At 71.7% G+C, this 21,677-nt stretch carries 16 protein-coding genes and 1 tRNA gene; 4 read left to right on the forward strand and 13 right to left on the reverse strand.

The features are described 5' to 3' along the window. Window positions 1-50 precede the first annotated feature (50 nt). The 7 genes from EOE66_RS18020 to EOE66_RS18050 form a co-directional block, all read right to left on the reverse strand. Window positions 51-125, reverse strand: a tRNA-Arg gene (locus EOE66_RS18020). Then, on the reverse strand, window positions 116-4,447 hold the full coding sequence (locus EOE66_RS18025; RefSeq protein WP_128230105.1) for a translocation/assembly module TamB domain-containing protein: 4,332 nt from the start codon (window positions 4,445-4,447) through the stop codon (window positions 116-118). The genes EOE66_RS18020 and EOE66_RS18025 overlap by 10 nt, the downstream gene beginning before the upstream one ends. Continuing rightward, window positions 4,447-6,351 (reverse strand): autotransporter assembly complex protein TamA, encoded by a 1,905-nt coding sequence (locus EOE66_RS18030; RefSeq protein WP_128230106.1) that lies wholly within the window; start codon window positions 6,349-6,351, stop codon window positions 4,447-4,449. Before EOE66_RS18030 ends, EOE66_RS18025 begins: the two co-directional genes overlap by 1 nt. Continuing rightward, entirely contained in the window at window positions 6,348-7,532 is a 1,185-nt protein-coding gene (locus EOE66_RS18035) for a vWA domain-containing protein (RefSeq protein ID WP_128230107.1), read from the reverse strand. Before EOE66_RS18035 ends, EOE66_RS18030 begins: the two co-directional genes overlap by 4 nt. A 61-nt stretch (window positions 7,533-7,593) precedes the next feature. Next, window positions 7,594-9,693, reverse strand: a complete 2,100-nt coding sequence (locus tag EOE66_RS18040; protein ID WP_128230108.1) for a S9 family peptidase — start codon at window positions 9,691-9,693, stop codon at window positions 7,594-7,596. Window positions 9,694-9,724: 31 nt separating this feature from the next. After that, a complete protein-coding gene (locus EOE66_RS18045) occupies window positions 9,725-10,324 on the reverse strand; it encodes a GNAT family N-acetyltransferase (protein ID WP_128230109.1) in 600 nt (199 codons plus the stop codon). A 109-nt stretch (window positions 10,325-10,433) separates the two neighbouring features. After that, window positions 10,434-11,276 (reverse strand): AAA family ATPase, encoded by an 843-nt coding sequence (locus EOE66_RS18050; RefSeq protein ID WP_128230110.1) that lies wholly within the window; start codon window positions 11,274-11,276, stop codon window positions 10,434-10,436. A gap of 144 nt (window positions 11,277-11,420) precedes the next feature. Between EOE66_RS18050 and EOE66_RS18055 the strand changes: the two genes are divergently transcribed. Continuing rightward, the gene (locus EOE66_RS18055; RefSeq protein WP_128230111.1) at window positions 11,421-12,077 is read left to right on the forward strand and encodes a c-type cytochrome; all 657 of its coding nucleotides are present in this window, start codon (window positions 11,421-11,423) and stop codon (window positions 12,075-12,077) included. 49 nt (window positions 12,078-12,126) lie between these two features. Here the strand turns inward: EOE66_RS18055 and EOE66_RS18060 are convergent, their stop codons facing one another. The 4 genes from EOE66_RS18060 to EOE66_RS18075 all read right to left on the reverse strand — a co-directional run bounded on the left by EOE66_RS18060 (window position 12,127) and on the right by EOE66_RS18075 (window position 15,404). Beyond that, entirely contained in the window at window positions 12,127-13,029 is a 903-nt protein-coding gene (locus EOE66_RS18060; protein WP_128230112.1) for a DMT family transporter, read from the reverse strand. A 10-nt stretch (window positions 13,030-13,039) separates the two neighbouring features. Next, window positions 13,040-13,534, reverse strand: a complete 495-nt coding sequence (locus EOE66_RS18065) for a methylated-DNA--[protein]-cysteine S-methyltransferase (RefSeq protein ID WP_128230113.1) — start codon at window positions 13,532-13,534, stop codon at window positions 13,040-13,042. Further along, window positions 13,531-14,994: a DNA-3-methyladenine glycosylase 2 family protein gene (locus tag EOE66_RS18070; protein WP_128230114.1), complete on the reverse strand. Its 1,464-nt coding sequence runs from the start codon at window positions 14,992-14,994 to the stop codon at window positions 13,531-13,533. The genes EOE66_RS18065 and EOE66_RS18070 overlap by 4 nt, the downstream gene beginning before the upstream one ends. 83 nt (window positions 14,995-15,077) lie before the next feature. After that, the gene (locus EOE66_RS18075) at window positions 15,078-15,404 is read right to left on the reverse strand and encodes a hypothetical protein (RefSeq protein ID WP_128230115.1); all 327 of its coding nucleotides are present in this window, start codon (window positions 15,402-15,404) and stop codon (window positions 15,078-15,080) included. 91 nt (window positions 15,405-15,495) lie between these two features. Here EOE66_RS18075 and EOE66_RS18080 point away from each other — a divergent pair, with 91 nt between their 5' ends. After that, on the forward strand, window positions 15,496-16,905 hold the full coding sequence (locus EOE66_RS18080) for a DEAD/DEAH box helicase (RefSeq protein WP_128230116.1): 1,410 nt from the start codon (window positions 15,496-15,498) through the stop codon (window positions 16,903-16,905). Here EOE66_RS18080 and EOE66_RS18085 read toward each other — a convergent pair. Further along, window positions 16,892-17,668, reverse strand: a complete 777-nt coding sequence (locus tag EOE66_RS18085; RefSeq protein WP_128230117.1) for a LytR/AlgR family response regulator transcription factor — start codon at window positions 17,666-17,668, stop codon at window positions 16,892-16,894. The two genes, EOE66_RS18080 and EOE66_RS18085, sit on opposite strands and share 14 nt — an antisense overlap. Next, complete coding sequence (locus tag EOE66_RS18090) at window positions 17,665-18,807, reverse strand: sensor histidine kinase (protein WP_128230118.1); 1,143 nt, start codon at window positions 18,805-18,807, stop codon at window positions 17,665-17,667. Before EOE66_RS18090 ends, EOE66_RS18085 begins: the two co-directional genes overlap by 4 nt. A gap of 132 nt (window positions 18,808-18,939) precedes the next feature. Here EOE66_RS18090 and EOE66_RS18095 point away from each other — a divergent pair, with 132 nt between their 5' ends. Beyond that, window positions 18,940-20,343, forward strand: coding sequence for a phosphomannomutase/phosphoglucomutase (locus EOE66_RS18095; protein ID WP_128230119.1), 1,404 nt, complete (start codon window positions 18,940-18,942; stop codon window positions 20,341-20,343). Window positions 20,344-20,375: 32 nt separating this feature from the next. Next, window positions 20,376-21,674, forward strand: a complete 1,299-nt coding sequence (locus tag EOE66_RS18100) for a 3-deoxy-D-manno-octulosonic acid transferase (protein WP_128230120.1) — start codon at window positions 20,376-20,378, stop codon at window positions 21,672-21,674. The last annotated feature ends 3 nt before the right edge of the window (window positions 21,675-21,677 follow it).

Raw genomic sequence — 21,677 nt, forward strand, 5'->3', positions numbered from 1 at the left:
CTCCATTCGCCGCCCCAAGGTCCGCAGGGACCTTGGGGGCCCTCGGCGAATGGTCCCTCCGACAGGAATCGAACCTGTATCTGGCGCTTAGGAGGCGCCCGTTCTATCCATTGAACTACGGCGGGGTGACCGTCGATTTTCTCATGCCGGCATCGGCCGGCGTTTCCTGCATGCGCCAGGTCCAGATGATGTCCAGCGCGCTCTCTTCGCCGCTCTGCGCGCGCAGGGTGAAGCGCTGCGCGATGCGGTAGATCAGCTGCCAGGTGCCGGTGGTGGCGTTCACGCCGCGTTCGTAGCCGAGGTACCAGCGCCGGCTGAGCTGCTTGCCCACGGTGATGACGGTCTCGCGCACGTCGCCGTCGCTCTGGCGCAGGCTCACCTCGTCGATGCCCAGGCTGCGCATCAGCGCATCGGTGGGCGCCTCGCCCTCGCCCGACAGCAGCGCCACCGCCGCGCGCTGCAGCAGCGCGGTGTCGTTGCGGGCCAGGCCGTCGGGCGCACGGCCCAGCACCAGCCACGAGAGCTTCTCCGAATCGCTCAGCTCCGGCTCTGCGTAGAGGCGAACGCGGGGCGTGAGCACGTTGCCGGTGATGGCCACGCCCACGCGCTGGTCGATGTTCGGGCGCAAGGCCAGCACGTCCAGGCGTGGGTTGTCGTAGCCGCCACTGAAGGCCAGGATGCCGCGCTCGATGTCGAGTTTCTGGCCGTAGGCGGCGTAGGTGCCGCCTTCGGTGGTGATGGTGCCGTTGACGGCCAGGCGCCCGCCCGGCGTGGTCAGGCGCAGCTGGCCGCGCAGGCCGGCGTCCAGGCCGCGGCCGCGCACCCGCAGCTTCTCGCCCAGGTCGACATCGACGCCCAGCGCGAAGTTGCGGCGCACCTTGGTTTCTTCTGTGGCGGTGCGCGTCTCTTCGGGCGCGTCGGCGCGGCGGACGGTGACGTCCTCGTCGAGCGAGGGCGCGTCGCTGCGGCTCAGGTCGAACAGGCCCTCGTCGATGCGGAACTTGCCGTCGAGCTGGAGGCGCTCGCCTTCCATGGTGGCCGCGGCCTCGCCACTGGCGATGAGCTGGCGGTCCACCCGGCCCAGCACGCGCAGGCGCTCGGCCTTGAGCTTCAGCCCCGCGCGCAGCACCTTGAAGCTGCTGCCCAGCGTGGCGCCGCCCGTGATCGTGGCGGTGCCGTCACCCGCCTTGAGTGTGAAGCGCTCGATGGTGGCAGCGTCGCCCGCCAGCTTCACGCGCACCTGGCCTTCGCTGACGTTCACGCCCGCCAGCAGGTTGCGCACCGCCAGGCCCTGGGCCGTGAGTTCGCCGTCATAGCTGGGCTGGCCCACGGTGCCGCCCAGCTTCGCGGTGGTCTCGATCTGACCGGCCAGGCGCCAACCCGGCGGCACCCACGCGCCCCAGATGCCGACATCGGCCACGCGCGCACGCAACTCGCCGCCCAACTGGGCCTGCGGCCCCGGCCAGCGCGCCTGGGGCGTGGTCTGCGCCGTGACGCGGCCCGAGAGTTCGCCCAGGCTGCGGCCCTTGAACACCGGCACCAGCTGCCACTGCCCCTCGTGCGCGGTGAGCGAGACGCGGAAGTCGGTGAGCCCGAGCAGTTGCGTGCCTTCGCTGCCGGCCAGGTGCAGATCGCCCTCGCTGCGCTCGAACACGAGGTCGGCGTCCATCTTCTCGGCGGCACGGATGTTCACGCGGGCGCCGAGCTTGAGGTCGCCCTGCCACCCCATCGCCGGTTGCAACCGCGCCAGCAAGGGTGCCAGCGTGAAGGGCTCGATGTCGGCGCTGAGCTGCACTTGCGGCAGGTCGCCGCGCAGGTCGGCACGCACCTCGTCCCAGCGCAGCGCCACGCTGTCGCCCAGGCGCACGCGGCCCGGGCTCAGCTTCACCGCCACCAGGCTGCCGCCCGGTGCAAAGCCGAGTTCGGCGCGCAGGTTGCTGGTGTCGAGCCACGCCGCCGCGGGCGCGGCCGGTGCGGCTTCGTTCGCCTGGCCGTCCCAGGCGCCCAGCGTCAAGCGGTCGAGCCGGCCGCGCCAGGTGCCGCCGCCTTCGGCCGCCGGTGCCCACTGGCCGCTGCCTTGAAGCTGCGCCTGGGTGCCCTGGCGCTGGGGCAGGGCCAGCATCTGCTCGGCCCAGCGCGGCGGCATCAGCGGCACGGCGCCCAGCACCTGCAACTTGTGGTCGGCCAGCGTGCCGCTGAGCTTGGCGCGCAGCAGGTCGGCGCGCTGCGTGCCGCGTCGGATGTCGGCCAGCTCGGCCTGCAGCGACAAGGCCTGAGAGCCCTCCGAGGCCAGCTGCCAGGTGGCCGCGCCCCGGGCCACCGAAAGTGCGCCCAGCTGCAGGCGCTGCAGGCTCGCCTGCCCCTCGGTGCGCATGGCCGGCCAGCGCCCGTCGGCCGAGGCCTTGGCCGCGATGCTGCCGCCCGTGGGCGCCCAGGCGGCCAGCGCCGGCACCAGGCGCGCCAGGGGCCCCAGCGTGCCCAGCGACGCGGCATCGATCTCGGCGCTCCAGCGGTCGCTGGCGCCTTCGCCCAGCGGGTCGCCGCGGGCTTCCAGGCGCAGGGCGTTGCCGCCCAGCTGCAGCTCGGCACGCAAAACCGCGGGCACGGGCGCCGCAGCCTGGGTGTAGCCCAGGCTCACGTCGGCCGACATCGCCACGCCGGCAATCATCGATTCACGCACGCGCAGCGCGCCGTTGCCGGCCAGGCGCTGCGCCAGCACCAGTGGCTTGAGCGTCTCCGCCTTGCGCGGCAGGCGCACGTCGAACTGCCAGCCGCCCGAGAGGCGGTGCGGCCCTTGCCGCCAGGCGCTGCCGGCCTCGCCGGGCCACCAGGGCACGGGGTCGAAGTCGGTGACGCTGCCGCTGGTGGCGAGCTGCCAGTCGCCCGCCGGCAGGCGCTGCAGCGTGGCGGTGAGCGAGGCTTCGGCGCGGCCGGCTTGCGCTGTGGCGCGCCGCAGCACCAGGCGCTGGTCGTCGGCACTGCCTTCCAGCTGCACTTGCACCGGCAGCGGCGAGGCCTCCAGCCGGCCCTGCAGGTCGAGCTTCCAGGTGATGCCGGGGCCGGCAGTCTTGTCGCCCGCGGCTGGGGGTGCTGCGCGCGGATCGGGCGAGGGCAGCCCGCGCAGCGTCAGCGCCAGCGGGCCGGTGAGTGTCATGGCCGCGGCGCGGCTGTCGATGCGCTGCGGCGCCAGGTCCTGCAGCTGCGATTCAAGCGTCAGCGTGGTGCCTTGCCACACGGCACTGCCGCTGTACCGGCCGGCGCTGGCCGTGGCGTCGGCCAGCAGCAGCTCGAAGCGGGGCAGTGCCACGCGCCCGGGCTGCTGCAACGAACCGGCGGCTTCCAACTGCACACGCCGCAGTGGCAGGCGGCCTTCATTCCAGCGGCCGGGCAGGCCGTTGTCGAGGTTCACGCGCGCCAGCAGCGGCTGGCCTGCGGCGCCGCCCTGCAGCGTGGCGCTGCCGCTCAGGCGCGTGGCCGGGGCCTGCGGGGTGATGGCGGCGAGGTCCAGGGCTTCGGTGCGCAGGTCCAGCCCGGCCAGCAGCCAGGCCTGCAGCGGCTTCAGCTGCGCCTGCAGGTCCAGGGCCGGAGCCTCGCCGCGCGGCGGCGCACGGCCGCGCAGCGTGGCGCGCATGGCCAGGGTCTCCAGCGGGCCCTCGGCCTGCGCCACGGCGGCCCAGGCCGGGCTGTCTTCACCGAACACCGGCCGGGCGGTGGCGCGCGCCTTCAGCGTGTAAGGCTGCGCGTTGGCCAGGCTGGCGCTGCCCTGCAGTGCCACGCCGTGGCTTTGCAACTGAAGCTGCTCGATGGCATGCAGCGCGCCCGGTTCGGGGCGGAAGTGCAGGCCGCTGGCCAGCAGGTCTTGCAGCAGCGGCGGCATCTCGGCGTTGGCGGCCGCCGCTGCTGGGGTGGTGGGGCCGAGCACGAAACGTTGCAGCGCGAGCCGGTCCACCTGCAGGCGCAGGGGCTGCTGCAGTGCGGCGGGCAGCTTCGGCGGTGGGCTGTCAGCTTTCTTGGGGCCGGTGTCCAGCGTCACGCTGCGCGCAGCCAACGAACCCACGCGCAGGCCCACCCAGGCCTGCGGCTGTGGCCGCCATTGCCACTGCAGCCCCTCGGCCTTCAGGTCTTCGATCAGCACCGATTGACGGCCACCGTCCCACTGCACCCGCAGCCGCTCGGCCTGCCAGCCACTGCCCAGCAGCGCGCCGCGCCAGCCCTGCGCCTGCACGGTGCCGCCCAGTTGCTGCAGCAGCCAGGTGGTGCCGGTTTCGGTGGCCAGCATCCAGCGCAGGCCGCCGGCCACGGCCCCCACCAGCAGCAGCAGCAGGAGCGCTACCGCGAAGACCGGCACGCACAGCGAGAGGCCCGTGCGCACCGGCCGGGCCGGTGCGTGCGGCTCTGCCCCAGTCAGGGCCGCAGCAGGGCTGCGCGGGGCTTCGTCGGCGGCCATCAGAACGCGATGCCCACGCTGAAGTGCAGGCGCGCCTGGCGCACCTCGCGGCCATAGGCCCAGTCGATGCGCAAGGGCCCCACCGGACTGCGCCAACGCACACCCACGCCCAGCCCCAATGCGGGCTTGAGCGCACTGAAGCTGTCGGCAGCATTGCCGGCATCGACGAAGACCGCGCCCCACAGCGCCGGCATGCTGGCCAGGAAGGGCCGCGCCAGCTCCACGCTGGCCGTGTACATCACATTGCCGCTGCCCACGGCGCCGTTGACCTGCGGCCCCAGGCTGCGGAAGCTGTAGCCGCGCACGGAGTCGTCGCCACCGGCGCGGAACTTCAGCGAATCGGGCACCACGGCGTTGTCACCCAGGAAGACCTGCCCGGCCTCGACGCGGGCCTGCCCGTACCAGGCCCGCCCCAGCGGCAGATAGCCCGTCAAGCGCAGGTAGGCGCGGCCGAAGTTGCCGTCTTCCGCATTGGTGCCGCGCGAGCGCCCCACGCCGCCCTGGCCGGCAAAGGTGAAGCCCTGCGTGGGCAGCACCACGCTGTCGAGGTCGCGCCAGACGCCGTGGTAGTTCAGCGAAAGCGCCAGCGCGCTGCTGCGCACGCCCAGGTTGGTGGTGCGGCGCGAGCGTTCCCCTTCGACGAAGTACAGGCGCTCGATGCGCTGCGTGTCTTGCGTGCGGCCCAGGCGCAGGCGCTGCGAGAGCACGGTGTCGGAGTCGGACTCGAGGTTCTCCACCGTGCCGCCGATGAGGTTGCGGTACTGCTTCTCGGCCGGGTGGGTGCTGATCTCGCCTTCCCAGAACTGGCGCTTCTGGCCCCACTCGACCTTGTTGCGCGACGATGCGGCGAAGCCGAACACGCGCCGCCAGGTGTGTTCCACCGAAGCGCGCGGGCCGGTGTTGGCACTGACACCCAGGCCGGTGGTGTAGACCTGCAGCGGCGCTTCGCGCAGGCGCACCAGCACGCGGGCGCGCTCGGCCTGCGTGGCGTCGGGGTCGAGCGTGACGCTGACGTTCTCGAAGAGGCCGGCCTTCTGGATGCGCTCCTGGTAGTCGAGCAGGAAGGCTTCGGACACCGGGGTGCCGCGCGGCACCCCCGAGAGGTTCAGCAGCGTTTCGCTGTCGTGCCGCACCAGGCCTTCGATCTCCACCGAGCCCAGCCTGAAGAGCGGCCCGCTGTCGGCCACCAGGAACAGGCGCACGGTGTTGGTCTCGGGGTCGACCTGCGCGCCCGTGCCCACCCAGGTGGCGGTGGCGTAGCCGGCGGCGCGCAGGCGCGCCAGCGCGCTGGCCTTGGCATCGCTCCACGCCGCGTTGCGGAACTCGCTGCCCTGGGCCAGCGGCCAGGCCGCCAGCCAGGCGGCCAGGGTCTCGCGCGCGTAGGCCTCGCCGGCGGCATGGCCGCGTTCCAGTGCGCCCTCGGCTTCCAGCGTGACGCGGCCGATGCGCGCGCGTTCGCCGGGCTCGACCTTCAGGCGCACGCGGTCGGGCTGCCCCTGCGCGCGGCCGGCGCTGCGTTCGATGCTGACCTGCGGCGCGAAGTAGCCCTCGGTCTGCAGCAGCTCGCGCACCTGCGCGGGCGAGGCGTCGATCAGGCGCGCCCACTCGCTGTCTTCCACCTCGTCGCGGTTGATGCGGCCCAGGCGCACCAAGTCGAGGTGCTTCTCCAGCAGCGCCTTCAGCGCGCTGGGGGCGTCGATCTCGATCACCACGCCCAGGGTCGGCGACTGCTGTTCGTACTCTTGCGGGGTGACGAGCAGGAATCCTTCTGCCGCACCCGAGGCCGCCGCGGCCGGCGGCGTGGCGGCCTCACCGCCGCGACCGGCGCCCAGGCTGGCGCAGCCCGCACCCAGCCCGCCCAACGCGGCCAGGGCCAGCGCGGTGGCGGCGCGGCGCCAGGTCATCGGCTCAGCAGGCGCATCGCACCTTCCAGCCCCGCCAGGCTCAGCGGGAACATGCGCTGGTTCATCAGCTGCTGGACGATGGAGATGCTCTGCCGGTACTGCCACACGCCCTGCGGTTCGGGGTTGATCCACGCGAACTTCGGGAAGGCGTTCGTCAGCCGCTGCAGCCACACGGCGCCGGGTTCTTCGTTGTTGTATTCGACGCTGCCGCCGGGCTGCAGGATCTCGTAGGGGCTCATGGTGGCGTCGCCCACGAAGATCAGCTTGTAGTCCTGGTTGTACTTGCGGATGAGGTCGAAAGTGGCGTGCTTCTCGCTGAAGCGGCGCCGGTTGTTCTTCCACATGAAGTCGTAGACGCAGTTGTGGAAGTAATAGAACTCGAGGTGCTTGAATTCGGTCTTCGCCGCCGAAAAGAGTTCCTCGACGCGGTGGATGTGCTCGTCCATCGTGCCGCCCACGTCCATCAGCAGCAGCACCTTCACCTTGTTGTGGCGCTCGGGGACCATCTTGATGTCCAGCATGCCGGCGTTGGCCGCGGTGCTGTGGATGGTGTCGTCCAGGTCGAGTTCGTCGGCCGCGCCCTCGCGCGCGAAGCGCCGCAGCCGGCGCAGCGCGACCTTGATGTTGCGCGTGCCGAGTTCCTTGGTGTCGTCGTAGTCTTTGTAGGCGCGCTGGTCCCACACCTTCACGGCGCTCTTGTTGCGGCCCTTGTCCTGCCCGATGCGGATGCCCTGCGGGTTGTAGCCGTAGGCGCCGAAGGGGCTGGTGCCGCCGGTGCCGATCATGCGGTTGCCGCCCTCGTGGCGCTCTTTCTGCTCTTCGAAACGCTTCTTCAGCGTCTCCATCAGTTCGTCCCAGCCCATCTTCTCGATGGCGGCCTTCTGCTCGGGCGTGAGCTCCAGCTCCAGCGTCTTGCGCAGCCAGTCCAGCGGCACGTCCTGCGTGAAGTCGGTGAGCAGTTCCACGCCCTTGAAGTAGGCGGCGAAGGCGCGGTCGAACTTGTCGTACTGCGCCTCGTCCTTCACCAGCGCGGTGCGGGCGAGGTAGTAGAACTTGTCGACCGTGGGGCCGCCTTCGTCGTCGATCACGCCGGCCTGCAGGGCTTCCAGCAGCGTCAGGTACTCCTTGACGCTGACCTTCAGCTTGGCGGCGCGCAGCGTGTAGAAGAAGTCGATCAGCATGGGCGGCCCGACGGCGGCTTGGGGGACAGGAGCGAGGGTTGCCCCGTATTGTCGCCTTGGCTCAGCCGCCCGACCCGCGGCGGGGTGAGCCTGCCTTGCCCTGGGTTTGGGACTGGGCCTTGCCTGCACCCTTCTTCACGGCCGGGTCGTGCCGCTGCAGCCAAGCGAAGAACTCGCTGAACCACAGCCGGCTGTTGCGAGGCTTGAGGATCCAGTGGTTCTCGTCGGGGTACCACAGCAGCCGCGCATCCACGCCGCGCGCCTTCAGCGTGTTGTAGTAAGCCAGGCCTTGCGCATCGGGCACGCGGTAGTCGAGCGCGCCATGCACCACCAGCGTGGGTGTGCTCATGGTGCCGGCGTAGGCGTGCGGGCTCTGGCTGTGCACGCGGGCCATGTCGTCCCAGTACCAGCTGCCCAGTTCCTTGGCATGCCAGGTGTAGGCGTCGTCGGCGAACATGCCCACCCAGTCGTAGCAGCCGGCATGGCACACATAGGCCTGGTAGCGCCCGGCTTCCACGTGCGCGTTCATCCAGGCCACCATGTAGCCGCCATAGCTGCCGCCCGTGGCGAAGACGCGTTTCGGGTCGGCCCACTTGTGCTTCAGGAGCCAGTCGGTGCCGGCTTCCACGTCCTGCAGTTCCAGTTCGCCCCAGCGGTGCGTGATGCTGTCGAGGAAGGCGTAGCCGAAGCCGCTGCTGCCGTGGTAGTTCACGCTGGCCACCACATAGCCCTGCGCCGCGAAGACCTGCAGGTTCCAGCGGTAGTGCCAGTTGTCGCCCGGGCCGGTGTGCGGGCCGCCGTGGATGCTGTGCATCACCGGGTACTTCTTCTTCGCGTCGAAGCCCGGCGGGTAGACCACCCACATCTGCACCGGGTCGCCGTTCGGGGACGCCGCATCGGACTTGGCGCCTTCGATCCAGACCTCTTCCACCTTGCCGAACTGCAGCGTGTCCATCAGCGCGTCGTTGAAACGCTCGATGCGCCGCGCCGGCTGGCCCGGCAGGTGGGCCAGGGCGCGCGCCGGGTGCAGTGCGCAGTCGGCCACGGTCACCAGCGTGCCGGCGGCCTTGTCGTAGCCGTTCAGCCAGCCGCCCTCGAACACGATCTCGGCGCGGCGGTCTGGCAAGTCAAAGCGCCACAGGTGCGTGCGGCCCTTCTGCTCGGCCAGGAAAAGCACGGCCTGGCCGTCTTCTTCCCACAGCAGCGGGGCGTGCACGTCGTGGTCCCACTCGTGGCTGACCACGTCCCAGCTGTTCTCGTGCCGTTCCCACACCGCCAGCTGCGAAGGCATGGTGTGCTTGATGGCCTGGTGGCTGGCCGTGAAGGCGATGCGGTTGCCGTCGGGGCTGTAGCGCGGCGTGCCGAGGTCGAACTCGGCGTCCTGCACGATGACCTTGATCTGGCCGCTCTTGAGGTCCATCTCGGCCAGCGCGCAGCGGCCGTCGGGGCGTTTCTCAGCCGCGGGGTCGAAGGCGAAGACCAGGCGCTTGCCGTCGGGCGAGATGTCGAAGTGCTCGGCGCTGGGGTCGGCGCGGCTCAGCTCGTAGGGCGTGCCTTCGAAGAGGTCTTGCACCTTGCCGGGCGCACCGTCCTTGCCCAGCGTCAGCAGGTGCAGGTGGGCCACGCGGCCCATGGGCAGGTTGCGGTCCCAGTAGCGGTACTGCGCCTCGCTGGTGACGTAGCCGCTTTCCTTGCGGTCCTTGAACTCCTTGAGCTTCGCGGCCTGCGCCTTGGGGCCCTTCAATTCGGGCCACACCCAGCTGATGAAGACCAGGCGCTTGCCGTCCGGGCTCCAGCGGAAGCCTTCCACACCGGTGGCCACCTCGGCCGCGCGGCGCGCTTCGCCGCCATCGGGCGCGATGACGTAGAGCTGGGCCTCGGCGTCTTTGCTGCCTTCCTGTTCACGCTTGGCGGTGAAGGCGATGAGATCACCGCGCGGGCTCCAGCGCGGCGTGCCGTCCTTGTCGCCGGCGCTCGTCAGGCGCCGCGGCTCGCCGCCCAGCGTGGACAGCAGCCACAGCGAGCTGCTGCCCTTGTTCTCTTCCATCGAGTAGCGTGTGAGCGAGGCCACGGCCTGCGCGCCGTCGGGGGCGAGGCTGGGCGCGCCCAGCCGTTCGATCTGCCACAGTGCTTCGACGCTGATGTTCTGTTTGCGTGCCACGGGCTTGCCTCCTTGGTGTGTGCCGTGCGCCTCAGGCGCTGCGCGGCTTGTTCAGTTGCCAGTCGAGATGGTTGCGCACCGCCGGCCATTCGGCGGCGGTGATGCTGTAAACGGCGGTGTCGCGCAGGCTGCCATCGGCCAGGCGCTGGTGCGCGCGCAGCACGCCATCGAGCTGCGCGCCCAGGCGTTCGATGGCGCGGCGGCTCTGCGTGTTCAGCCGGTGGGTGCGGAACTCCACTGCGATGCACTGCAGCTGCTCGAAGGCATGGCCCAGCAGCAGGCGCTTGGCGTTGGTGTTCAGCGGCGTGCGCTGCGCCGAGCGCGCGTACCAGGTGCTGCCGATTTCCACCCGGCGGTGCACGGCGTCGAGGTGCATGTAGGTCGTCATGCCGGCGATGCGGCCTTCGGCATCGAGCACCGTGAAGGGCAGCATGCTGCCTGAGGCTTGCAGCGCCAGCCGGCGCTGGATCTCTGCGGCCATGCCCTCGGGCGAGGGCACGGCGGTGTACCAGAGCTTCCACAACTCGCCATCGCGCGCCGCCTCGCACAGGCCGTCTTGGTGGCTTTCGTGCAGCGGCAGCAGCCGCACGTGCGGGCCAGCCAGTTCAACAGGCTCAGGCCATCGCTGCACGATCAGAGGCCAAGACCAAGTTTCCCGCCGCGGAACCGGCTCTGCCGGGCCGCTGGCGGACGGCCCCCTCGGGGGGTAGCGAGCGTGAGCGAGCTTGGGGGCACCATCTCTAGCGGTTGTGGCGCTGCATGAAGACGAGCTTTTCGAACAGCGTGACGTCCTGCTCGTTCTTCAGCAAGGCGCCCACCAGCGGCGGCACGGCCACCTTGTCGTCCTGGCTCTGCAGGGCTTCGAGCGGGATGTCTTCGGCCACCAGCAGTTTCAGCCAGTCGAGCAGTTCGCTGGTGGAGGGCTTCTTCTTGATGCCCGGCAGGTTGCGCACGTCGTAGAAGGTCTTCAGCGCGGCGGCCAGCAGTTCCTTCTTGAGCTGCGGGAAGTGCACGTCCACGATCTGCCGCATGGTGTCGGCATCGGGGAACTTGATGTAGTGGAAGAAACAGCGGCGCAGGAAGGCGTCGGGCAGCTCCTTCTCGTTGTTGCTGGTGATGAAGACCAGCGGCCGGTGCTTGGCCTTGACGAGTTCACGCGTCTCGTAGACGTAGAACTCCATGCGGTCGATCTCGCGCAGCAGGTCGTTCGGGAACTCGATGTCGGCCTTGTCGATCTCGTCGATCAGCAGCGCCACCGGCTGCTCGGCCGTGAAGGCCTGCCACAGCACACCCTTGACGATGTAGTTGTGGATGTCCTTGACCTTCTCGTCACCCAGCTGGCTGTCGCGCAGGCGGCTCACAGCGTCGTATTCGTACAGGCCCTGCTGCGCCTTGGTGGTGCTCTTGATGTGCCACTGCAGCAGCGGCAGGCCCAGGGCGCTGGCCACTTCCTCGGCCAGCATGGTCTTGCCGGTGCCGGGTTCGCCCTTGACGAGCAGCGGGCGCTTGAGCGTGGCGGCGGCGTTCACCGCCAGCATCAGGTCTTGCGTGGCGACGTACTGGCGGGAGCCTTGGAATTTCATCGTCGGGGGTGGCTCCGGTGTTCGACGCGGGGCGCTGCAGAGGGGGCGGTTTCAGTATAAGGGGCCCCCTATAATCAGCGGCTGCTGCGCGGCGGGGCTTTGCCTCGAGCCGATGCTGTTCCGATGTACTCACCCCTCCAGACGATGAGCAAAGCGATCACCTTCCTCGCGGCCCTGGCCGGCGCCCTGTCCTTCATGACCGCAGCCCAGGCCCAAGACGCCGCCGCTGGCGAGAAGAAGGCTGCGATGTGCATCGGCTGCCACGGCATCAAGGGCTACCAGGCCAGTTTCCCCGAGGTGCACAAGGTGCCGATGATCTCGGGCCAGAACGCCAAGTACATCGTCGCTTCGCTGCAGGCCTACAAGAAGGGCGAGCGCAAGCACCCCACCATGCGTGGCATCGCGATCACCCTGACCGACGCCGACATGGCCGATCTGGGCGCCTTCTACGAGAAGCACGGCGCCTCGATGATCAAGCCGGTGGCCGACACCCCGGCGGTGGCACCCTCCGCCGAAGTGGCGGCCCTGCTGGCCAAGGGCGCCTGCGCCTCCTGCCATGGCGCGAACTTCAGCAAGCCCATCGACCCGGGCTACCCCAAGATCGCCGGCCAGCACGCCGACTACCTGAACGTGGCGCTGCGCGCCTACACCGTCACCGGCAACCCTCAGGTGGGCCGCAGCAACGCCATCATGGCCGGCCAGGTCAAGCAGTTCAAGCCGGCCGAGCTGAAGGCCATGGCGCAGTACATCGGCTCGCTGCCGGGCGAACTGCGCACCGTGCCGCAGCCCAAGTTCCGCTGAAGCACAGCGTCCCGAACGAAGCCGCCCGGCCCGCGCCCGGCGGCTTTTTTCATGGCGCTGCCGCGGGCGCGCGGGCCGGCAGCTTCAGCAGCCCAGTGGCCAGGGCCGTGCCCAGCAGGATGACGCCGCAGCCCAGCAGCATCGCGGGCGTGGGCCGCTCGCCCATGAAGAGCCAGCCCCAGAGCATGGCGAAACCCGGCACGAGGAAGGTCACCGAGATCGCATTCGTCGCCCCGGCATTGGCGATGAGCCGGAAGTACAGCACGTAGGCCAGCCCGGTGCACAGCAGCGAGAGCAGGGCCGCCGCACCCCAGGCCGTGGCCGAAGGCGACACCGCGGGCCAGGCCCACAGTGCCGGCAGCAGCAGCACGGCCGCCGCGCTCAGCTGGCTGCCGGCGGCCAGGGCCATCGGTGCCACGCCAGCCAGGCGCCGACGCGTGTAGTTCGCCGCCAGGCCATACAGCACCGCGGCCGCCACGCAGGCCGCCATGCCCAGCGCCGGGCTCATGCCGCTGGCGCCCACCTGCAGCCCCGCCTTGCCCCAGGCCAGGCCCACCACGCCCGCCACGCCGATGGCCAGGCCCAGCAGGCGTGCGCGGTCGAGCTTCTCGCCCAGCCACACCCACGCGAAAAACGCGCCCCAGAGCGGCGCCGTGGCGTTGAACACCGCCATCAGGCCCGCGCCCAGCACCAGCGCCGCCAGGCTGAACATCACGAAGGGCAAGGCCGAATTGATCAGCCCCACCACCGCAATCGCACGCCAGTGCCGGCGCAGCGCCGGCAGTTCACCGCGCCAAGCCAGCAGCGGCAGCAGCAGCAGGCCGGCCCCCGCCACGCGCAGCAGCGACAGCGCCAGCGCGCCGAAGTCGGCCGCGCCCAGGCGCATGAAGAGGAAGGAGCCGCCCCAGATGGCCCCCAGCAGCAGCAGTTCCAGCCGGTCGCGGCCCTTCATCGGGCGCCTTTCATGCGAGCAGCGCCCCTTCCAGCACCAGCAGCGCCTGCTTGCGGTGCAGCCCGCCGGCATAACCCGTCAAGCCGCCATCGGCGCCCACCACGCGGTGGCAGGGCACCACGATGCCCAGCGGGTTGCGCCCGATGGCCGCGCCCACCGCCCGCACCGCGGTCGGCTTGCCGAGGGCCTGCGCGACCGCCCCGTAGCTCAGCAGCGCGCCGGGCTTGATGCCGCGCAGCACCTGCCACACGGCCTGCTGGAAGGGCGTGCCGGCCGGGTCCAGCGGCACGGTGAAGGGCTGGCGGGGCGCCTGCCAGTAGGCCTTCAGTTCGCGCGCGGCCTGCTGCAGGTGCGGGTGCCGCGGGTCTTCGGGCGCGTCCACCGCGTCGGAGCGGTGGGCCTGGCCGTCGAACCACACCAGCGCCAGGCCGCGCGCGGTGGCGGCCAGGGTCAGTGGGCCCAGGGGGCTGGGCAGGCGCATCTGCGCCTCGAGCGGGTGTTTCATCGGGGGGCTTCCAGGGTTTCGACGTGGTGCCACAGGCGCATCACGGCGTAGGCGCGCCAGGGCCGCCAGGGCTCGGCCAGCGCGGTGATGTGTTTCGGGTCGCGCGAGCCCAGCGCGTTCATCAGGCCGATGTCGCTGGCCGGCCAGGCGTCGGGCCAGGCCAGCGCGCGCAGCGCGATGAGCTGCGCGGTCCAGTCGCCGATGCCGGGCAGGGCACGCAGGGCGTCCAGCGTGGCCTGCAGCGGCGCGCCGCGGTGCAGTTCGATGGCGCCGCTGGCCACCGCCGTGGCCAGGGCCTGCAGGGCCTTCACGCGCTGGCGCACGATGCCGAGCTGGCCCAGCACCTCGGGGTCGGCAGCGGCCAGCGTGGGGGCGTCGGGGAAGAGGCGGTGCAGCGCCGGAAACGGTGTTTCCAGCGGCGTGCCCAGGCGGTCGACGAGGCGCTGCGTCAGCGTCCGCGCGGCCTTCACGGTGACCTGCTGGCCCAGCACGATGCGCACGGCGGCCTCGAAGCCGTCCATCGCCCCGGGCAGGCGCGCGCCGGGGCGCAGCGGCAGCGGCAGCAGCGCCATCACGGGGTCGATGCGCGCGGGGTCGGCGTCGAGGTCGAAGGTCTGGCGCACGCGCTGCATCAGCGCGCCCAGCACCGGCACCAGGCTGGGCGAGGTGCTGAGCACCAACTCGTGCCGCTCGGGCACGAAGCGCACGCTCAGCCAGCCCTGCAGGCGCCGGCCCTGGTGCGGCCAGCTCAGCGTGCGCCGCAGCACCAGGCCGTCGACCTCTTCCACGCCCTGCAGCTGGCGCCGCGCGAAGTGGCCGAGCAGGGCCTCCACGTCGCAGGGCGGCCGCCACGCCAGGCGCAGGCCTTCGCTGCGCGTGGCGGGCGCGTGGTTGCTGCCTTCATGGCGCAGCCGGCTCGGGCTGAAGCGGTAGTGCTCGGCAAAGGCGGCGTTGAAGCGACGCAGGCTGGCAAAACCGCTGGCCAGCGCCACCTGCGTGACGGGCAGCTCGGTGTCGGTGAGCAGTTGCTTGGCCAGCAGCAGGCGCTGCGTGCCCAGGTAGGCCAGCGGGCCCACGCCGTGCGCGGCCTGGAAGATGCGCCGCAGGTGGCGGTCGGTCACGCCCAGGCGCGCGGCCAGCCGCGGCAGCGGCAGGGCCTGGCCGCTGTGCACGGCGTCTTCGATGAGGCGGGCCGCGCTGTCGGCCAGGCTGCGCGACGAGTCCATCAGCGACAGCCCGGGCGCGATCTCGGGCCGGCACTTCATGCAGGGCCGAAAGGCCGCGGCCTCGGCCTGCGCGCGGCTGCCGAAGAAGCGGCAGTTCTCGCGCCGCGGCGTGCGCACGCGGCAGACCGGGCGGCAGTAGATGCCCGTGCTGGTGACGCCGACGAACAGACGCCCGTCGAAACGGGCGTCGCGCGCTTTCAGGGCGAGGTAGGCGGCGTCGGTGTCCAGGACCATGCGGCCATCATAGGCAGCGCATGGGCCCTGGCTGGCCGTTTTCGGACCTGTCGATCAGAACCTGCCTGAGGCCTTCGCCGGCCTCAGCGCAGGGCGCGGGCCCGCGCGATGGCGCCGGCGGCGGCCTGCTCGGCGGCCAGTGCGGTGTCCAGCGGGTGCAGGCACAGGCCGGCGAGCTCGTAGCGCAGGTTCTCGTAGACCTCGGCCGTGTGCGGCGCGGCCTGCAGCAGGCGATGCAGGTGTTCGTCGGGGCTCACGTCCACCAGCAGCTCACGCACGCGCTGCGCCACGCTGCGGTACTGCTCGGCGCTGGCCGAGCTGGGCGCGGCTTCCAGGCGTTCCAGCAGGCCGGCCATCGCGGCCAGGGTGTGCAGGCGGGCGGGCAGGGGGTGGCGGGTGTCGGTGCTCATGCCTGGATACATCGGGATGCGGCGGGCGGATTCAAGGGCTGGCCCCGTGAAGTCCAGCCGGCTTGGCACGGCCGGCGGCTATGCTGCCCGGATGACCGAGACCTCCAGCACCACCCCCGCGCCTGCCACTGCCGGCTTTGCCGCCCTGGGCCTGCCCGCCCCGCTGGTGCGCGCCGCCGCCGCGGCGGGCTGGCGCCAGCCCAGCCGTGTCCAGGCCGCGGCCCTGCCCGCCGTGCTGGCCGGGCGCGACCTGCAGGTGCAGGCCCCCACGGGCGCCGGCAAGACCGGCGCCTTCCTGTTGCCGCTGCTGGCCCAGCTGATGGCCGACCCCGCCACCGCCGAGGCCCGCCCGCGCCGCCTGCACGCGCTGGTGCTGGCGCCCACGCGCGACCTCGCGGTGCAGACCGCCGCCGCGGCGATGGCGCTGGCGCCGGCCTTCAAGACCGTGGCCGCGGTGGGCGGCCTGTCGATCAACCCGCAGATGATGGCGCTGCGCGGCGGCGCCCACCTGCTCGTGGCCACGCCGGGCCGCCTGCTGGACCTGAGCCGCCAGAACGCCGTGCGCCTGAACGAGCTGGCTGTGCTGGTGCTGGACGAGGCCGACCGCCTGCTGGAGCCCGCCTTCGCCGACGAAACGCGGCGCGTGCTGCAGCTGCTGCCGCGCCAGCGCCAGACCCTGCTGTTCAGCGCCACGATGCCCGAGGCCGTGCAGACACTGGCCGCGGCGGTGCAGCGCGATGCGCTGGTGCTGCAGCTGGCCGATGAAGCGGCTGATGACGCACCTGACGAAGCGGCCGTAGCAGCAGCCGATGCCCCCGACGACACCGGCCCAGTGGCCCTGCCGGCCAAGCTGCGCCAGCGCGCTTTGGTCGTCGACACGCCCCAGCGCACGCCCTTGCTGCGCCACCTGCTGCACACCGAAGGCTGGGCGCGCACGCTGGTCTTCGTGGCCACGCAGCACGCCTGCGAGCACGTGGCCGGCAAGCTGGCGCGCGCCGGCGTGGCGGCCACCGCCTTCCACGCCCAGCTCAGCCCGGGGCGGCGCAGCGAGGCGCTGCAGGGCCTGCAGAGCGGGCGCTTTCGCGTGGTCGTGGCTACCGACGTGGCCGCGCGCGGGCTCGACCTGCCGGGCCTGCAGGCGGTGGTGAACTACGACCTGCCGCGCTCGCCGGCCGACCACGTGCACCGTGTCGGGCGCGCCGCCCGCGCCGGCGCCGAGGGCCTGGCGCTGAGCTTCGTGCTGGCCGATGCGCCGGGCAGCGAGCGCCACTTCCGCCTGATCGAGAAACGCCAGGGGCAGCGCGTGCCGCGCGAGGTGGTGCCCGGCTTCGAGCCGGTCTTGCCGGCCGCGGATCGGGCCGCTGCCGTCGCGCAGCTGCCGCCTGCGAACGAGGGCAACGGTGGCCAGGGTGGCGTGAAGGGCCTGCGCCCCAGCCGCAAGGACAAGCTGCGTGCCGCCGCGGCGCGTTCGGCCGCCGCGCGCGGGCCTACATCGCCTTGAACAGGTGCACGTAGGCCCGGCTCACGGGCAGCTCGTGCGCGTGGCCCTTGATGCGCAGGAAGAGCCGGCTCGTCTCGTCGCGCCGCGTGCCGGCCAGGAAGGCCAGGTTGACGATGGTGCTGCGGTGAACCTGCACGAACTGTTCGGGGTCGAGCTGCTGTGCGAGCTCGGTGATGGGCGTACGGATCAGGTGCTCGGCCGTGGCCGTGTGCACGCAGGTGTACTTGTCGTCGGCGCGGAAGAACAGCACCTCTTCCACCGCCACCTGGTGCGTCAGGTCGCCGGCACTGGCGCGCACCCAGCGCAGGCGCTGGTGGGGCGGCGTGCCCTGGGCGGCCGGCATCAGCCGCTGCAGTGCGGCCAGCAGGCGCTGGCTCTCGTCGATGCCTACAGCCTCGGCGGGCGCGGCCAGCGCGCGCTGCACGCGCTCCACCGTGCGCTGCAGGCGTTCGGTGCCCACGGGCTTGAGCACGTAGTCCAGTGCCTCGTTCTCGAAGGCCTGCACGGCGTATTCGTCGTAGGCGGTGACGAAGACCACGCGCGTGCGGCCCTCGATGCCCTGGGCCACTTCCAGCCCCGTGAGGCCGGGCATCTGGATGTCGAGGAAGGCCACGTCGGGCTGCAGCGCGGCGATGCGCTCGGCCGCCTCCACGCCGTTGCGCGCGGTGTGCACGATCTGCAGCGCCGGCCACAGCCGCTGCAGCTCGGTGGCCAAGGCGCGGGCCAGGTGCGGTTCGTCGTCGGCGATCAGGCAGGTGTTCATGGGGCGGCAAGCTCCGGGTGCAGCGGGATGGTGATGCGGGCCAGCGTGCCCTGCGGTGCAGCGGCCTGCAGTTCCAGCCGCGCCTCGGGGCCGAAACGCGCCTGCAGGCGTTCGCGGATGTTGCTGAGGGCCACGCCGTTGCCGCGGCGCGCGCCCGGGCGGGCTGGCGCGTTCAGGCCCAGGCCGTCGTCCTGCACCTCCAGCCGCAGCGTGCCGCCCTGCAGCTGGGCGCGCACCTGCACGGTGCCGCCTTCGATGCTGGGCTCCAGGCCGTGCATCACGGCGTTCTCCACCAGCGGCTGCAGCAGCAGCGGCGGCAGCCGCTGCGCGCGCGCGGCCTCGTCGGCGCTGATCTCGAAGCGCAGCCGGTCTTCCATGCGACCCTGCAGCAGCTGCAGGTAGCGCTGCGCCAGCTCCAGTTCCTGCCCCACGGTGCTGTGCTCGCTGCGCATCTGGCCCAGGCTGGCGCGAAGGTAGTCGGTGAAGCTGCCCAGCATCTGCTTGGCCTTGGGCAGGTCGTGGTCCATCAGGCTCTGCACGTTGGCCAAGGTGTTGAAGAGGAAGTGCGGTTCGATCTGCGCCTGCAGCAGCCGCAGCTGTGCCTCTTGCGCCTGGCGCTTGAGCTGTTCTTCGTGCCACTGCTGCCAGGCCCACAGGCCCCACACCACGCTGGCGAAGACGGCGAAGATCGAGACCGAGATCCAGCTGCTGCGCGGCGCCCAGTCCACGCGGCCCATGCCCGGCACCTGCCCCAGCAGCAGGTAGGCCAGCAGGAAACCCAGCCCGACGCAGGCCATCGAGGTGACGCCGTAGAACAGGCCCACCAGCACGCCGGGCTCGCCATTGACCCAGACCAGGAACCGGTCGGAAGCCAGCCGCTCGATGGCCGTGTAGACGATGTGGAAGACCACGCCGATGATCAGCGAGGTCAGCATCAGTGGCAGCGCCACCTCGTAAACCTGAGTGAGCGTGGGCACCCGCCGGCTGGCCACCAGCGCCACCAGCGAGAGCGCGCCGCCCCAGCACAGCGCCACCAGGCCCGTCATCACCCACAGCGCCCACTCGGGCGCGGCATGGCGGCGCTTGAGCTTGAAGAAGTCCTGGCGGGCCAGGCGCAGGGTGGCGATGAAGTTCTGCATGGCCCCGCAGTCTAGGCAGGCCGTGCCGCGGCGCCGCGCCGGCGCGACGGATCGACAGCCGGGCCGCCAGACCGCCGGCCACGCCGGCCTTCCTACAATCGCGCGACCTCCCAAGCTCCAAGATCCTCAGCCATGCACATCGATCCCACCGTCTTCAAGGCCTACGACATCCGCGGCATCGTCGGCAAGAACATCGACGAGACCTTCGCCGAGCACCTGGGCCGCGCCTTCGGCAGCGAGGCCCTGGCCGCGGGCGAGAAGGCCGTGGCGGTGGGCCGCGACGGGCGCCTGTCGGGCCCCGGTCTGGCGGCAGCGCTGATCCGCGGCCTGAAGAGCACGGGCCTGGACGTGGTGGACATCGGCATGGTGACCACGCCCATGCTGTACTACGTGGCCGCCACGCGGGCCGCGCACGGCTGCACCAGCGGCATCCAGGTCACGGGCAGCCACAACCCGAAGGACTACAACGGCTTCAAGATGGTGATGGGCGGCCGGGCCATCTACGGCGACGACATCCAGAAGCTGAAGCAGCGCATCGAGACCGAGATCTACACCACGAAGCGCGGCCGCAGCGCCAAGATGGACGTACTGGCCGAGTACACGCAGCGCATCGTCGGCGACGTGAAGCTGGCGCGCTCCATGAAGGTGGTGGTGGACAGCGGCAACGGCATTCCCGGCGCCAGCGCGCCCGGCATCCTGCGCGCCCTGGGTTGCGAGGTCATCGACCTCTACAGCACCGTGGACGGCGACTTCCCCAACCACCACCCCGACCCCAGCAAGCCCGAGAACCTGGAGGTCTTGAAGACGGTCGTGCGCGCCACCGGCGCCGAGATCGGCCTGGCCTTCGACGGCGACGGCGACCGCCTGGGCGTGGTCACGGCCACCGGCAACATCATCTACCCCGACCGCCAGATCATGCTGTTCGCGCGCGACATCCTCTCGCGCAACAAGGGCGGCACCATCATCTACGACGTGAAGTGCAGCCAGCGCCTGCCCGTGGCCATCAAGAAGGCGGGCGGCAAGCCGCTGATGTGGAAGACCGGCCACTCGCTGATCAAGGCCAAGCTCAAGGAGATCGGCGCGCCCTTCGCCGGCGAGATGAGCGGCCACCTCTTCTTCGGTGAGCGCTGGTATGGCTTCGACGACGCGATGTACACCGCGGCGCGCCTGCTGGAGATCCTGGCCAAGCAGAAGAACCCCAGCGCCTTCCTCGATGCGCTGCCCACCAGCTTCAGCACGCCCGAGCTGAACGTGCCGTGCGCCGAGGGCGAGCACCACAGCGTGGTGGCCGAGCTGCTGGCGCGCGTGGCCGATGGCCGCATGAAGTTCGAAGGAGGCGAGGTCGGCACCATCGACGGCCTGCGGGTGGACTTTGCCGACGGCTTCGGCCTCATCCGCGCCAGCAACACCACGCCGGTGCTGGTGCTGCGGTTCGAAGGCCACACCGACGAGGCCCTGCACCGCATCGAGGCCCAGTTCATGGCCGCGCTGCGCGAGGTGAAGCCCGACGCGCAGGTGGCTGCCGCCGCGCACTGACACCCACCGACGGCCGCCACGCGCGCCCACCGATGAGCGAGCCGCTGGCGCGCGCGCTCTACGCGCTGCTGTTGCGCCTGGCCACGCCGCTGTACCTGGCGCGCCTGTGGTGGCGCGGCCGGCGCGAGCCGGCCTACCGCAGCCACTGGCGCGAGCGCCTGGGCTGGCCCGCAGCCGGCACGCCGCCGGTGCCTGGGCGGCTGTGGCTGCACGCGGTGTCCTTGGGGGAAACGCTGGCCGCGGCCCCGCTCGTGCAGGCGCTGCGCGAGCAGCGGCCCGGCTTGCAGTTCCTGCTGACGCACAGCACCGCCACCGGGCGTGAAGCCGGCGCGAAGCTGCTGCAGCCCGGCGACGCCCAGGCCTGGCTGCCCTACGACACGCCCGGCGCGGTGCGGCGCTTCCTGCGCGCGCACCGGCCCAGCGGGGGCGTGCTGATGGAAACCGAGATCTGGCCCGTGCTGCTGCACGCGGCGCAGGCCGAGGGCGTGCCCGTGGTGCTGGCCAACGCCCGGCTTTCGGCGCGCAGCGCGCGCAAGGGCCGGCGCCTGGCCACGCTGCTGCACGGCGCTGCCGCGCGCTTGAGCACCGCACTGGCGCAGACCGACGCCGATGCCCAACGCCTGGCCGAGGCCGGCGCGCGCAAGGTGCAGGTGATGGGCAACCTGAAGTTCGACATCACGCCCCGGCCCGAACTGCTGGCGCGCGGCCAGGCCTGGCGCCAGCTGCTGGGCCGGCCGGTGGTGCTGGCCGCCGTCACGCGTGAAGGCGAAGAGGCGCTGCTGCTGGCGGCGTGGGCGGCGCTCCCCGCGGCAGGGCGGCCGCTGCTGCTGATCGTGCCGCGCCATCCGCAGCGTTTCGACGAAGTGGCCGCGCTCGTCGCGGAGGCCGGCTTCAGCCTGCAGCGGCGCAGCGCGTGGGGCACATCACCAGCGCCGGAGGCCGTTCGTGCCGAGGTCTGGCTGGGCGACAGCCTGGGCGAGATGGCGCAGTACTACGCCTGCGCCGACGTGGCATTGCTGGGCGGCAGCTTCGCGCCACTGGGCGGGCAGAACCTCATCGAGGCCGCGGCCTGTGGCTGCCCGCTGCTGATGGGCCCGCACACCTTCAACTTCGCGCAGGCGGCTGAAGACGCGCTGGCTGCCGGCGCGGCCGAGCGTCTGCCCGACCTGCCCTCGGCGGTGGCCCGGGGCTGTGCGCTGCTGGCCGCCGCGGGTGCAGCCGATCGCGAGGTCATGGTCGTCCGCGCCCGCCGCTTTGCCGCGGCACACCGCGGCGCCGCGGCACGCATGGCCGCCGCCGTGCTGGCGGTGCAGAAGCCGGCGCCGCGCTGAGCG

It is taken from the genome of Rubrivivax rivuli, from assembly GCF_004016505.1.
GTDB classification, from domain to species: Bacteria; Pseudomonadota; Gammaproteobacteria; order Burkholderiales; family Burkholderiaceae_C; genus Rubrivivax; species Rubrivivax rivuli.

What these genes read in the sequence shown, in the direction of transcription:
- EOE66_RS18025 (WP_128230105.1), bottom strand. Translation starts at nt 4,447, where the DNA reads ATGGCCGCCGACGAAGCCCCGCGCAGCCCTGCTGCGGCCCTGACTGGG.
- EOE66_RS18030 (WP_128230106.1), bottom strand. Translation starts at nt 6,351, where the DNA reads ATGACCTGGCGCCGCGCCGCCACCGCGCTGGCCCTGGCCGCGTTGGGC.
- EOE66_RS18035 (WP_128230107.1), bottom strand. Translation starts at nt 7,532, where the DNA reads ATGCTGATCGACTTCTTCTACACGCTGCGCGCCGCCAAGCTGAAGGTC.
- EOE66_RS18050 (WP_128230110.1), bottom strand. Translation starts at nt 11,276, where the DNA reads ATGAAATTCCAAGGCTCCCGCCAGTACGTCGCCACGCAAGACCTGATG.
- EOE66_RS18055 (WP_128230111.1), top strand. Translation starts at nt 11,421, where the DNA reads ATGAGCAAAGCGATCACCTTCCTCGCGGCCCTGGCCGGCGCCCTGTCC.
- EOE66_RS18060 (WP_128230112.1), bottom strand. Translation starts at nt 13,029, where the DNA reads ATGAAGGGCCGCGACCGGCTGGAACTGCTGCTGCTGGGGGCCATCTGG.
- EOE66_RS18065 (WP_128230113.1), bottom strand. Translation starts at nt 13,534, where the DNA reads ATGAAACACCCGCTCGAGGCGCAGATGCGCCTGCCCAGCCCCCTGGGC.
- EOE66_RS18070 (WP_128230114.1), bottom strand. Translation starts at nt 14,994, where the DNA reads ATGGTCCTGGACACCGACGCCGCCTACCTCGCCCTGAAAGCGCGCGAC.
- EOE66_RS18075 (WP_128230115.1), bottom strand. Translation starts at nt 15,404, where the DNA reads ATGAGCACCGACACCCGCCACCCCCTGCCCGCCCGCCTGCACACCCTG.
- EOE66_RS18080 (WP_128230116.1), top strand. Translation starts at nt 15,496, where the DNA reads ATGACCGAGACCTCCAGCACCACCCCCGCGCCTGCCACTGCCGGCTTT.
- EOE66_RS18085 (WP_128230117.1), bottom strand. Translation starts at nt 17,668, where the DNA reads ATGAACACCTGCCTGATCGCCGACGACGAACCGCACCTGGCCCGCGCC.
- EOE66_RS18090 (WP_128230118.1), bottom strand. Translation starts at nt 18,807, where the DNA reads ATGCAGAACTTCATCGCCACCCTGCGCCTGGCCCGCCAGGACTTCTTC.
- EOE66_RS18095 (WP_128230119.1), top strand. Translation starts at nt 18,940, where the DNA reads ATGCACATCGATCCCACCGTCTTCAAGGCCTACGACATCCGCGGCATC.
- EOE66_RS18100 (WP_128230120.1), top strand. Translation starts at nt 20,376, where the DNA reads ATGAGCGAGCCGCTGGCGCGCGCGCTCTACGCGCTGCTGTTGCGCCTG.